The following is a 12784-nucleotide window of genomic DNA, read 5'->3' as shown; positions in this document are numbered from 1 at the left end:
AGAGAATAAAAATGAGAATAGCGACAGTTAAAGACCAGGGGCAAGAAAAAGCAGTCGTTGTCACAAGTGAGGGAGTAGTAAAGGTTGAATCTATTAATCAAACGTTTCATACCGAATTTCCCATAACAATCATCGATTTAATTACAGCTGAAAGGGTCGAAGAATTGCGTAATTGGGTAGGGGATAATTCGAACAATTTACAGGAAGCAGGCTTTATAGAAGCCAATGACTACGAGCCGCTTTATCGAAATCCTGGGAAGATATGGGGGATTGGGCTTAATTATGTGGATCATGCCTCCGATTTAAGTGAAAAAGCACCTAGCACAGAGCCGGCAAGTTTCATGAAGCCAACAACTACGATCATAGGGCCGAACGACACGATTGAAATACCTCACCAATCCGAGCGCACGACTGCAGAAGCAGAATTGGGAATTGTTATTGGAAAGGAATGTAAAAACGTTTCCGAAGAAGAAGCCATTCATTATGTCGCAGGCTATACAACGATCATTGATATGACGGCTGAAGATATTTTAGAAAAAAATCCACGTTATTTAACTCGTTCAAAGAGTTTTGATACATTTTTCAGCTTTGGTCCGGAACTTGTAACAACAGATGAAGTGAACGACGTTCATGATTTGAATGTTTCGACACGAATAAACGGGGAGCTTCATCGAAAAAATGTAGTCTCGAATATGACCTTTACGCCATGGAATCTAGTATCGTTTCACTCAAATGTCATGACGTTAAAGCCAGGCGACATTATCTCTACAGGGACACCTGGTGCGATTCATATTCAAGACGGAGATGTTGTTGAGTGTCACATTGATGGATTCACTCCACTTCGTAATAACGTAAGAGATTTGAAACAATAGATATAACTACTTTTTAGAAAAAGAAGGAGGACAACATTAATGGATTTAAAATTAAGCAATAAATCAGTCATTGTTACCGCAGCAAGTAAAGGGTTAGGAAAAGCAACAGCGAAAGAGTATGCTCAGGAAGGGGCGAGAGTGCTTCTTTCCAGTCGGAATGAAGAGGAATTAAAAAAGGCAGTGGATGAAATACGACAAGAAACGGGCAACCAGCAAGTCAATTATCAGGTGTGTGACATTACCGACCACAGTTCAATTAAAACCCTGGTTCAAAAAGCAGTTGATGAATACGGCACAGTGGATGTTTTAGTTAATAATGCCGGCGGGCCTCCAGCAGGCACTTTTGAAAAATTTGACGACGAAGCATGGCAGAAAGCTTTTGAGCTAAATCTGCTGAGCTTCATACGTTTAATTAGAGAAGTCTTGCCTCATATGCAAGATCAAAAAGAAGGACGTATTATTAATTTTGCTTCATCTTCAATTAAACAAACCCTAGATAACTTAATCTTATCGAATACGTTTCGAGCTGGAATTGTCGGCTTAGCGAAAAGCTTGTCACAAGAGCTGGCTCCAGACAACATTTTAATTAATACAATCGGGCCAGGGCGAATTGGGACAGATCGCGTAGCTGAACTTGATGAAACACGGGCTGAAAAAGTAGGGAAGACGTATGAACAAGTACGTGCGGATACAGAGAAAGCTATACCTATTGGGCGTTACGGCCAACCAGAAGAATTCGCAAAGCAAGCTGTGTTTTTAGGTTCAGGGGCCAACACCTATGTAACTGGGCAAACCTTCGTGGTTGATGGTGGACTGGTCAAAGCACTGTAGACTAAAACTAGGAGTGTGCCACATATGAATAAACCGTTAGAAGGGATTAAAATTCTTGATTTATCGCGTGTGCTTGCTGGACCATTGGGCTCTATGCAATTGGCTGATCTGGGGGCTGAAGTGATTCGAGTCGAAGCACCTGAAGGTTTAGATGACATTCGTTATTGGTATCCGTTTATCGAAGAAGAGAGCACCTATTATATTTCGGCTAATCGAAACAAAAAATCTATCACTATGAATTTAAAAAATAAAGAAGGACAACAAGTATTCAAAAAAATGGTGAAGGATGCAGATGTAATCATCGAAAATTTCAAAACAGGAACATTAGACCGCCTCGGATTGGGTTATGAAACGTTAAAAGAACTAAAACCGGACGTCATTTTATGTTCTATCACTGGCTATGGTCAGACCGGCCCATATAAGGAATTACCAGGCTATGATCCAGTCATCCAAGCTGTTGGTGGACTTATGGATATTACAGGTCAACCAGATGGGGAGGCGACTAGAGTTGGCACACCGGTTGTAGATATTATGACCTCTCATTATGTGGCAATTAGTGTATTGGCAGCACTTCGAAAACGAGACCAATCCGGGGAAGGAGAGCACATTGATTTATCCTTGCTGGACGTACAGGTTAGCTCGTTGGGGAATATCGCAAGCAGTTATCTGCTTAAAGGAGAAGTAGCTGAAAGAATGGGGAATTCTCATGGGAACATCACCCCTTATGAAACATTTAAATGTAAGGATAAACCGATTATGGTTGCCGCAGGTAATGATCGCTTGTTTTATAAATTAGTTGAAGTGATGGAGAGAGAAGATTTAAAAAAGGATCCAAAATTCATCACGAATGCGAATCGAATTGAACATCGAAGCGAGCTGCGGCAAGAATTAGAAAATGAATTTGTGAAAAAAGGGGCCGATGAATGGGAACAGCTTCTTTCTTCTTGCTACATTCCTTGTGGGCCGGTCAATAACATAGAGCAAGTGTTTGACCATCCTCAAGTTAAGGCTAGAGAAATGTCGCAAAAAACAACCCATCCTACCTTAGGGGAAGTGGAAACTGTTCGAAATCCAATCCGTTTTGCAAACACGACACTTGAAATGGAAGAGCATCCGCCTTTACTAGGTGAACATACCGAAACAGTGTTGAGAGAATATGGGATTAGCGACGAAGACATTGAAGCTTTAAAGGAGCAGGGAGCGATTTAAGCTCCCTTCCCATTCTTGGGATTACAAGAAACGTTTTTTAATGTGTTCGCCATGTTTGCGTTGATGGGCTTGGGTGCTATCATTTCGATCAAATCTAGCTTTCATCCAAAGCAAGGTACCATCATTGCTGAGATATTGATAACCATTGCTATGCCTGGATTAATTTTATATAGCTTCATTTCTAGTGAAAATACGATTCCCCTTTTTAACCTTTTTCTCCTAATGAGCTTAATGATTACAATTTGTTTGGTCGGAATTTGTCTACTTTTTCTTATAGGAAAAAGTGTGTTCTCTGCCGAAACTAAAAAAATAGCGCTTCTTTCAACACTTGGCAATACTGGATTTATTGGCATACCACTATGTTTTGTAGTTTTTGGTCCAGAAGGTGCGGTCTACGCTGCTGTTGTAGATATTAGTCTTGATATTGTGCTCTGGACAGTGGCTCCTCTTCTATTAGCACAGACCACCGATTGGCAGGGGGCTTTTCGAGCTGCTCTCGTTTCCCCTCCGTTCGCTGCTATTGTTATTGGCCTCATGTGGATGCTTTTTAATTTCGAAGCACCCGTACTTATTGTTGATATTGTCGAATACGTGGCTCTGTTAGCCACCCCGCTTGCCATGATGTTTATTGGCATGCACATTCCGCCAATGTTTCGGTTAGGCAAGCTGCCTCTTTCGTTTTTTGAAATAGGTAGCATTGTTACCATCAAATTACTTCTGTTACCAATGATTGTTTATAGTGGCCTGTATTTTCTTGTTACTGATCCACTGCTTAGAAACGTGCTCGTTCTTCAAACAGCAATGCCTACCGTGGCGGCAGCTTCTATTATTTTTGAGCAACATCAAAAAGCAGGGATGTTTGCTACTCAAGCTATCGTATGTACCACTCTTATATCAGTTGTAACGTTACCTCTTATTGTATGGGTTTTATTTCTTTAGAAAGAAGCAAAACCAACGTTGGAGCAAGCATTCACCATACTTGTTCGTTGACGTTGCTGCGGCGTGATATAAAATTAAAAGGGGATGAGTTTTCATGTCGATACACCATACATGTTTTATTGCAGGTCATGCCCGTCTTCCACAAGGAATGGCAGCCCAAAGCATTTTCAATTCATTAACTATTACGGCAGAAGTAGATAAACGGTATGGGGTGATCATTGAAGCGTCTTGTACCTTAGCAACAGACCATGGTCGTCAAATGATTAATGATATTTTAAAAGGAATTAGTATTAAAGAAGGGGTAGAAGAAGCTGCTTCGTTAATTGAACACCATTATCGTGGAAAGGCTACCAATGCTTTAATTGCTGCGCTAAAAGATCTACAGCGTCAGTACCTTTCCTTAAAAGAGGAAATCCAACCAAGTTAAAAATCAAATGGTATGCTTTTTAATGTAGAAGAGCAAGCATTATATGATATAGGGTTTGAACGTTTGAAAACTAGTATAATGGCTGATGCTCGGAAGGAGAATCCGTCCCATGAACACGCTTTATTTGGACGCTACATATGGAATTTCAGGGGATATGACATTAGGAGCTTTAATTGATGCAGGAGCAGACTTGGAATATATTACTTCACACCTTGAACAATTACCGTTAGAGTGGTTTTCCCTGCATGTTTCTAGCACTATAAAGACAGGAATCTCAGCAAAGCAGCTTGACGTAGATATAAAAGAAGAGAAACACGAAGCAAGAAAAAAAGAACATAACGCATGGAGACACCACCATCATCGTCATGCTGCTGACATCTTACACATGATCAGTGCAAGCTCACTTCCAGAGCGGGTAAAAGAAAGAAGTGAAGCAGTTTTTGCAGCAATCGCGGAAGCAGAAGGGAAAATCCACGGCATTTCACCCGAAGAGGTTCACTTTCATGAAGTAGGAGCGCTGGATTCTATTATTGATGTAATTGGGGTGGCTTTAGCACTTGAGTCACTTAATATCGAACATATCATTTGTTCAGCTATCCCGACTGGTTCAGGCAAGATTCAGATTGACCATGGTTTATATCCTGTTCCGGCTCCAGCAACCTTGGAATTATTAAAGGGGATTCCTATTTCTCCACTAGAAGTTACTACAGAAGTAACGACACCAACCGGAGCAGCATTTGCCAAGGTATTAGCTGAACAGTATGGGGCCATACCAGCTTTAACACTTGAGAGGGTTGGTTACGGGGCAGGAAAGAAAGAGTTTGAAAACCATCCTAATATACTGCGGGCCTTGATTTTATCAAGTGAGAGTCAACCAGGAACCGAAGAAATAGAAGTGCTGGAATGTCATTTTGATGATATATCAGGAGAGGAATTAGGGTACGTAATGGAACGTCTTTTAGCCTTGGGCGTTTTAGATGCATACTATTCCCCGATCTATATGAAAAAAAATCGACCGGGAACACTGCTGACAGTTTTAACCCCTCCGTCTCGCGTATATGAAATTGAAACTGTTTTATTTCAAGAGACGACAACGTTTGGTATTCGAAAATCAAAAAAACATCGCAGAATTTTAGATCGCACGTATGAAGAAGTGCAAACTCCTTATGGAAACATCCGTGTAAAAATAGGAAGTGAAGATGGGGTAATTTACCAACAAAGCCCTGAATATGAAGATATGAAACGTCTGGCCCAAACGCATAATGTCTCGGTACGGACGATTTTCGACAGTGTTACCGCAGTATTATATAAACACAAAATATAACATAAAAGATCCGCTCGGCCAAGCCGAGCGGATCTTTTAACTTCTTCAGACCTTATTGTTCTGCTTGACGGCGGTTAAGAAGCATATATGCTCCGGCACCTGCGATTGCAAGACCAAGCATAAGAGTCATTGGCAATGTGGTAGCTGTGTCTGGCAGCTCATCGCCTTCTTCTTCATCTTCGTCCTCATCGTCGTCAGTTACACCGTCTTCATCTTCGTCTTCATCTTCTAAACCATCTTCATCGTCTGCATCTTCGTCAGCGTCGTCTTCTTCAATTCCGTTATCGTCATCTGCGTCTTCATCTGCATCGTCTTCTTCAATACCATTGTCATCGTCGAGGCCGTTATCGTCATCATCATCGTCTAGCTCTACTCCGTTATCATCATCGTCACCATTGTCATCGTCGTCGTCTTCCGCTCCAAAGGCCATTGACGCGTTGGCGAATGTAAGCCCAAGCGTAAGCATGAACGCTGCAAACACCATCATAATTGACTTCAGGCTAAATCTCTCAGTAGTTGCTGACATGAAATATGCCTCCTTTTAAATAGTTAATATCGCTTTCAGTCATTGCGGTTCCCGGGAGATGATCTACTTAAACCTATTTGACGAAAAAAATATATAATTTATTGTCGGAAAATCTCGCTATGGGGCGTCTGACAACGGTTTTCGCAATATGAATTCTTTTATATTTTTTTGCGTGGTGGTAATGGCCGGTATATTCACACTTAAATTGAGAATAGCATGAAGGACTATCTCCATACTGGTTAATCTTCTAACTATATTTAGAAGTGCTAGGCGTTTGTTTACTTCTCATCCCTCTATAGGGCTCACGTTTTACATGTAATTAAATTGGAAATATAGAATATGACATCACTAGCGTTGCAAACGAAGTGAAGACCAAGCCGATGTCGCGATTGTGCCGGTGGTGAAAGTGTCGGCCTGGAGCAAGGACTAACACCACTATATTGAATACTTATCTAAAAATTGAAGCGCTATGGCCAGTTTTAGCAGCGCTAGTGGTACGACAGCGATAAGTAGGAGGGAACATTTTGGATAAAGCACTATATCATTTAAACAGAGCACTACGAAAAGGAAAAAGGGTGGGCGCCGATCCTTTTCAGACATTGGCCCAATACGGACGCGGTCAGGGAAAACACCAGTTTGTTCTTTTGTCCGTTGCCCAGCCAAATGGACGAGCCAAGGTTCTACAAGCACAAGCTGCAACGGTGGGTGAAGCGGTAGCTCTTTGTGCTAATTCATATATAGACAAAGTGAACAGTGGAGATATTAGCCAGAGAGCGGAACAAACAATCAAAATAGACATCATTTCTTATGTAAGGCCAGTTGATCGGGAAGCTCGAGTTATGAATCCACAAGAAAGAGAGCTATTGTTGCAAAAGCAGCAGGAAGGGCTTGCGATCGGTTCCGAGCTGAATGTAGCTTTCCTTCCAGAAGAAGTGACAGCTTATACTATGCTTCAATCTAAAAAGCTGCAAATCGAGCACGTGTTAGCTGCCCTTCCTCAACGTTTGTTAGCGAATGAAAAGGAGTTGGCTTTTCAGTTAAGTCAAGCGGAAAAACTCCCTTTATATACGTTTCGCACCCAAGCTTTTGCTTTACATAAGAACGAAGTGAAGGCCATTGAAAATGGGCATCTGCTCTATAAGGAGGTGGACGCCGCTGATCTGGAAGAAGCCATTCGTTATACAAACGATTATTACTTTAAACAAGTCGTTGATGAAAAAGGGAAGTTTGTTTATTCATATCTACCGCATAAACAAGAGGTTGAAGCAAAATACAATATTCTTCGCCATGCTGGTACAACGTATTCGATGTTGGAAACGTATGAGTTTACAGGTGATGAAGAGGTATGGGACGAAGCAGATAGGGCGTTCAATTACTTACGTGCCCAGATGAAAACGTATCACGAAAATGATCAAGTCTTTCGGGTAGTCGTTGAAAAGGATACTATGAAATTAGGAGGGAACGCTTTAGCTATCATCGCTTTAGCAAAATATGTTGACCTCTCTGGAAATAAAGCTGACCTTTCCCTCATGCAGGACCTGGCAAAGTATATAGAATATGTTCAAGATGCTAGAGGACGTTTCGTGGTGCATAAGCAAACCTATTCAACTGGTAACGTAATCAACTTTGAATCCCATTACTATCCAGGTGAGGCCATACTCGCGTTGGTCCGTCTATACCAGCTTGATAATAATGAGCGCTGGCTTAATGTAGCTGAACGGGCAGCCGCTTATATCATACAGCGTCGGGATAAAGATGAGTCAGTAGACACGATAGCTCATGATCACTGGTTTTTGTATGCCCTGAATGAATTGTATCGAGCCCGACCAGAAGAAATGTATGTTCGTCATGCGCTGTTTATTGCAGAGGCTATGCTAAATAAGCAGTTCACTTCAAAAGAGAAAGATGGCACTTGGTACGGTGGTTACTCAGCTTCTATTACTCCTCCGCAAGGGACACCAGTTGCTTGCCGGAGTGAGGGGCTGGCTGCAACGTATAGACTGGCAAAGGATTTAGGCTTACAGGAAGAGGCTAACAGGCTGTATGAAGCAGTACGCCGAGGTCTTACATTTCAGCTCCAACTGCAAGTACGGCCGGAAACAGCCATGTATTATGCAGAAGATACCAAACAATGGGGCGCATTTCAACGAAGTTTTACTCAGTTAGACCAGCGTATCGATTTTACCCAGCATAATATATCGAGTCTCCTTGCGGGGAGAGAAATCATGATAGAAGCCTCCACAGAGAAATAATCTTAGCAATTCTTATAAAGTCATTGAAGCCTAAAAAGGGAGTGCTCATAAAAAAAGGACGCCACCCGAAGGTAACGTCAATCCACAGGTAAACGAATGACGGAAATGCTCCATCAATCAATTCATGTATAGTATAAAGCGAAACAAAATTTTGTGTAAAAGCGATGAGAGACGTTGAGAAGTGCTGATTCGGCAAAATTCTGCAATGAAAAGGTTTAGTAAAGCAAAATATAATTATAGTTATATTTATAGACCATCAAGTCATGTGAATTAACTACCTTGTATGTTAATATTATACATTTATTGATAATAAAATACAAATTCTAAGAGCACTACTCGCAACCAGAGGATAGTGCTCTTTTTACACCGTAAGAATGTATAAATCGTTGAAGGAAACGATAGACATGCAACGAAGCTCAGCCTACGCCGTAGGCTTGGCCACGTTTTCTTTAACGCCAGAAAGTTAAAAACCGGACATTTAACCTTCAAGTTCTCTTAAGATTTTTGCACAGTCGTAACAGGCTTTCGCACAATCTAGACAATGTTTGGCGTCATGCTTTTGGCATTCATCGGCACAGGTTTGGCAGGCTTTTGCACAAATTTCTGTGATAGCTGTAATAAAAGGGCTGCTTCTTTCTAATGCATGAATTGTTACACTGCATAATTCCGCCACTTCTCGGCATAATCTGATACAAGAGGCCATTTCTTTTACGTCTTTATCTACTAAACATTCATTAAAGCACATATTAGCTGCGTGCATCGCCTCTATACAAGCTGTTCTGCTCCTTTCGTAACTCAGATCCACCACCTCCTGATTAAGATATGGTTAAACTTGTATAAACACTTCCACTAACGGGAGTGAATTAAACAAATTTCAAGGGCAGAGATATATTAAAAAAATAAAGGGTAAGATTAGAATAAATCAGTTCTTTCGAGTATTTTCGACAGCAAAAGCTTACACCCCAATATTTAAGGCTTTACGTATTAGGAATAAGGGCTTAGAATTTATAACTGTTGTTAAAAACATATTTAATGTTTCTTTTGTTTTGACTTAGTTAAAGTGTAATGTTGATATGTCTGCGATAGTCTTTCTTTCCGCAGATAAGCAGGTCTATTTCCTAAATATCAACAAGCTTGGTCAATAATAGAGGTATGTTTTAACAGCTTACATGCACCAACTGCCCTTTTAATAAAAGGCTCTGTTAAAGGCGAATGTTGCTAGTTTAGAAGTATGTTGCTTGTAGATCAAAGCGCGAGACGCCTGCGGAAATAGTATTAGCTAATCTTGCAGGGTGGTTTTCACAAGGAAGGAAGCAATGCCCGAGGCAAGCGAGCGTCTTTTACTGAAAGTCAACAGCAACATTTAACAAGCCTTGTGAAAAAGGAAGCAGGAATATAACACTTAACATTTGGAGGAACGAACATGAAAAAGTATTGGTTGAAGGCAATTGGAGTAGTAGCTTTTGCCACTGTCATTTCTGCTTGTGGAGATGGAGAAGCAGGTGATGAGGGTGAAGAAATAGACGAACCAGAGCTTGAAGAAACAGAAGAACCTGAGGAAGAAGAGGAAGAAAACGGAGAAGAAGCTGCTGAAGAAGTAGATGAAAATGAAGACGTTAAAGTGATTGCGCATCGCGGGGCGAGCGGCCATGCACCTGAACAAACGGAACCAGCTATTGATAAAGCCATTGAAATGGATGCAGATTGGATTGAATTAGACATTCAACAAACCGCAGATGGCGAACTTGTCGCCTTTCACGATGATGAAATTGACCGTGCAACAGACGGGGAAGGTGAAATTGGCGACCATACCTTAGAAGAATTAAAAGAACTAGATGCTGGGTCTTGGTTTAATGAAGAATATCCTGACAAAGCAGATGAAGACTTTGAAGGGGTAGAAATATTAAGTCTTGAAGAGATTTTTGAAATGTATGGGAATGATATTAACTACTACATTGAAACAAAATCGACCTACCTAAACGAAGATATGGAAGAGCCGATGGTGGAGTTAGTGGAAGAATATGATTTAGTCGAAGAAGGCAATGTCATTATTCAATCCTTCCATGATGACAGTCTGCAAAAAATCCACGAATTAAATGCGGATATTCCACTCGTTCAATTGCTCTGGTGGGAAGTAGATGAAGAAACAGGTGAAATGGAAGAATGGTTGGAAGTGACACCAGCACCAGAAGAGATGACGGACGAAGATTTTGAAGAAATCAAAGATTATGCAGTAGGTGTCGGCCCACACCTTGAGTATTATGACGGTACAGAAGTCATCGATGAAGATTTTGTACAGAAAGCTCGCGAACATGATCTAATGTTCCACGTTTATACGATTAACGAAGAAGAGGATATGGAGCGCTTGATTAATTGGGGCGTGACTGGAATCTTTACAGATTTTCCTGATCGTTTGCATGATGTAAAAGCTGATATGAAAGAAGAATAAAGAAGCAAACCGGCGGGAGCACTTAGCTCAGCGCCGGTTTTTTAATGAGGAGAGAGAAAAATAGCACGTTAAGAGAGGAGATAGCAATTGAAGAATAAATGTTTTGCTGAATTTTTCGCTATCTAGCTTTAGGGGGAGCTTAAGAGCAAAAGTCGCTACCCTTTCCAAGTCAAAAAGCAGAATTTATGCCGCCTTTCTCTTTCGCTGACACCTCAGCCTCGTTTTTCTACTCATTAAACAAGAGAGCATTTGAGATCGGACGGCCTGGAGAAACAACAGAAGCGCCATTACGATAAAGTCCACTTGAAGCTCCACCGTCAAGATTCATCGCTTCTTCAGCACCGAGCGATTGCATCGCTTGCGCTAGCTGTTGCATGGAAGCACTTGGGGTAGCAAGCACAATTAAGCGCCTGTCACTAGTAACTCCGATGGCAGAGCGAGCAGCTGCCTGTTGGGTGATTGAAGGATCATTAAATCCTTCTGCTTTGGTACCAATATCAATTTGACCCGCACGCACGAGCCTAGGGCCTGCTCCCACAGCTGTTATTACATCTTCCCATTCCGCTTGTTCTGTAGTATCAGCTTGAAAATCAATGGAGTAATCTACTTCGGTTCCGACTGAAAAGCGATCTAGCATTTGCTCTGCCGGTGACCCATCAAAGAACAAAATATATCCGTTACGTGGAATGGAAGTGGTCCCATTGGTGATTTCCTGGACTGTGCCATTTTCGATAACGATTTGCTGTCCCGACTGGTGAGTAACTGAGTCTCCGTAAGCTGGGGTATACATGATAGATTCATCGCCACCCCCGCTCGAAGAACGATTAACCCACGTTGTATACCAACTTCCACTCCAAGAGTCATCCCCATCTGTGCTACCTTCGACCCGCGGAGAAATTACATCCATCACAACTTTATGCTGATCAGTAAAGCCGATGGTTGTACGATCACGACCAATATGAAGTAATTCTTCCTTGTCAATTAAGACACCGTATGGGTCATTGTTTTCCGTATAGGCATCAAAAAATGTCCCATTTACTGCAAGTGTGGATTGATGACGAGAAGCAAGAGAAGGGAGCTGCTCCACTTGACCAACGTTGTCCTCCGCTATTCCAAGGTCGATGTCCAAGTGGCGATTGGTTAAATCAATAATCGAATAGTTGGCTGAAATACCTGATACCGTACCATTTTGATGTTCGCTCGTTCTGCCTTGATCTACAGTTATTTCAATTGTGTCAGCTTCATTTTCTACCGTGGCGATGTAATTTGAAGCATCCCAGCTTGTAGTGAATCCCAGTCCATCATTAATAAATCGTAAGGGGACATAGGTTCTGCCTTGTTGGAGTTGTGGTGATACATCGATTGTTTGCTGCTCCCCGTTTATGTACGCATGCGTACTTCCGATCGTTAAATCAATAGTCGTATCATTATGTTGGACTTGCACAGCTTGAGAATCTGCATTCCAGCTTACCTCGGCCCCAAGTTGTTCACTAATGAACCGAATCGGGACAAGCGTTCGGTTTTCTGTTTGCTCTAAATAGCCAAATTCTCGAGCCTGGCTGTGTTCAAGTGAAATGACCAGGCTGAACCAGCCGAGAAAACTGGCAAGAACAGTAAACTTAAAAATCAGGTTGCGTCTCATTAGTTGTTCTCCTTTCTTTTTACAAGCTTTTTTCCTTAGAGGTCAACTTAAAACGGTGTATGATGATAGTAAGACAAAATTGGCAATGATTTCATTATACCTTGAAGACGCTAAAGGAGGGACCCTCTTTTTTAAAAGAGACAAAATGAGGTAAGATAGGTAGAGACATTAGTGTAGAGATAGGAAGGGAGCATTATATATGAAAGAATTATCACCTTGGGGTATGTTCCTCGTTATAAGTGGTGTATTAATCGTAATTGTGTCCACTTTTATTGATGGAAAATATTGATTGAAAATGACCCCGATGCTGATC

General features: G+C 41.5%; 11 protein-coding genes. 8 read left to right on the top strand and 3 right to left on the bottom strand.

All coding sequences use genetic code 11. The features are described 5' to 3' along the window. Positions 1-11 precede the first annotated feature (11 nt). From D469_RS0103905 to larC, 6 genes are all read left to right on the top strand, one after another. Positions 12-872: a fumarylacetoacetate hydrolase family protein gene (locus D469_RS0103905; protein ID WP_018922060.1), complete on the top strand. Its 861-nt coding sequence runs from the start codon at positions 12-14 to the stop codon at positions 870-872. A gap of 39 nt (positions 873-911) precedes the next feature. Continuing rightward, complete coding sequence (locus tag D469_RS0103900) at positions 912-1703, top strand: SDR family oxidoreductase (protein ID WP_018922059.1); 792 nt, start codon at positions 912-914, stop codon at positions 1701-1703. Positions 1704-1727: 24 nt separating this feature from the next. Next, complete coding sequence (locus D469_RS0103895; RefSeq protein WP_018922058.1) at positions 1728-2912, top strand: CaiB/BaiF CoA transferase family protein; 1185 nt, start codon at positions 1728-1730, stop codon at positions 2910-2912. Between the two features lie 51 nt (positions 2913-2963). After that, the gene (locus D469_RS0103890) at positions 2964-3851 is read left to right on the top strand and encodes an AEC family transporter (protein ID WP_156816888.1); all 888 of its coding nucleotides are present in this window, start codon (positions 2964-2966) and stop codon (positions 3849-3851) included. Positions 3852-3945: 94 nt separating this feature from the next. Beyond that, a complete protein-coding gene (locus tag D469_RS0103885; RefSeq protein WP_018922056.1) occupies positions 3946-4278 on the top strand; it encodes a DUF3870 domain-containing protein in 333 nt (110 codons plus the stop codon). Positions 4279-4387: 109 nt separating this feature from the next. After that, positions 4388-5602: a nickel pincer cofactor biosynthesis protein LarC gene (larC, locus tag D469_RS0103880; protein WP_018922055.1), complete on the top strand. Its 1215-nt coding sequence runs from the start codon at positions 4388-4390 to the stop codon at positions 5600-5602. A 52-nt stretch (positions 5603-5654) separates the two neighbouring features. Here the strand turns inward: larC and D469_RS20950 are convergent, their stop codons facing one another. After that, complete coding sequence (locus tag D469_RS20950) at positions 5655-6128, bottom strand: LPXTG cell wall anchor domain-containing protein (RefSeq protein ID WP_018922054.1); 474 nt, start codon at positions 6126-6128, stop codon at positions 5655-5657. A 524-nt stretch (positions 6129-6652) separates the two neighbouring features. On the opposite strand from D469_RS20950, the gene D469_RS0103870 reads away from it, so the two are divergent. Then, positions 6653-8380, top strand: a complete 1728-nt coding sequence (locus D469_RS0103870) for a glycoside hydrolase family protein (RefSeq protein WP_018922053.1) — start codon at positions 6653-6655, stop codon at positions 8378-8380. Between the two features lie 478 nt (positions 8381-8858). On the opposite strand, the gene D469_RS0103865 is transcribed toward D469_RS0103870, so the two are convergent. Next, positions 8859-9185: a four-helix bundle copper-binding protein gene (locus D469_RS0103865; RefSeq protein ID WP_018922052.1), complete on the bottom strand. Its 327-nt coding sequence runs from the start codon at positions 9183-9185 to the stop codon at positions 8859-8861. Between the two features lie 618 nt (positions 9186-9803). Here D469_RS0103865 and D469_RS0103860 point away from each other — a divergent pair. Beyond that, positions 9804-10829, top strand: coding sequence for a glycerophosphodiester phosphodiesterase (locus D469_RS0103860; protein WP_018922051.1), 1026 nt, complete (start codon positions 9804-9806; stop codon positions 10827-10829). Between the two features lie 226 nt (positions 10830-11055). Here the strand turns inward: D469_RS0103860 and D469_RS20945 are convergent, their stop codons facing one another. Next, positions 11056-12471 (bottom strand): stalk domain-containing protein, encoded by a 1416-nt coding sequence (locus D469_RS20945; protein ID WP_018922050.1) that lies wholly within the window; start codon positions 12469-12471, stop codon positions 11056-11058. Positions 12472-12784 lie beyond the last annotated feature (313 nt).

Origin of the sequence: Salsuginibacillus kocurii DSM 18087 (genome assembly GCF_000377705.1) — a bacterium.
GTDB classification, from domain to species: Bacteria; Bacillota; Bacilli; order Bacillales; family Marinococcaceae; genus Salsuginibacillus; species Salsuginibacillus kocurii.
This window is presented reverse-complemented; position numbering and strand designations above follow the sequence as displayed.

Bases quoted from the DNA above. Each gene is read 5' to 3' on its own strand.
- D469_RS0103905 (WP_018922060.1), top strand. From the start codon at position 12: ATGAGAATAGCGACAGTTAAAGACCAGGGGCAAGAAAAAGCAGTCGTT.
- D469_RS0103900 (WP_018922059.1), top strand. From the start codon at position 912: ATGGATTTAAAATTAAGCAATAAATCAGTCATTGTTACCGCAGCAAGT.
- D469_RS0103895 (WP_018922058.1), top strand. From the start codon at position 1,728: ATGAATAAACCGTTAGAAGGGATTAAAATTCTTGATTTATCGCGTGTG.
- D469_RS0103890 (WP_156816888.1), top strand. From the start codon at position 2,964: ATGTTTGCGTTGATGGGCTTGGGTGCTATCATTTCGATCAAATCTAGC.
- D469_RS0103885 (WP_018922056.1), top strand. From the start codon at position 3,946: ATGTCGATACACCATACATGTTTTATTGCAGGTCATGCCCGTCTTCCA.
- larC (WP_018922055.1), top strand. From the start codon at position 4,388: ATGAACACGCTTTATTTGGACGCTACATATGGAATTTCAGGGGATATG.
- D469_RS20950 (WP_018922054.1), bottom strand. From the start codon at position 6,128: ATGTCAGCAACTACTGAGAGATTTAGCCTGAAGTCAATTATGATGGTG.
- D469_RS0103860 (WP_018922051.1), top strand. From the start codon at position 9,804: ATGAAAAAGTATTGGTTGAAGGCAATTGGAGTAGTAGCTTTTGCCACT.
- D469_RS20945 (WP_018922050.1), bottom strand. From the start codon at position 12,471: ATGAGACGCAACCTGATTTTTAAGTTTACTGTTCTTGCCAGTTTTCTC.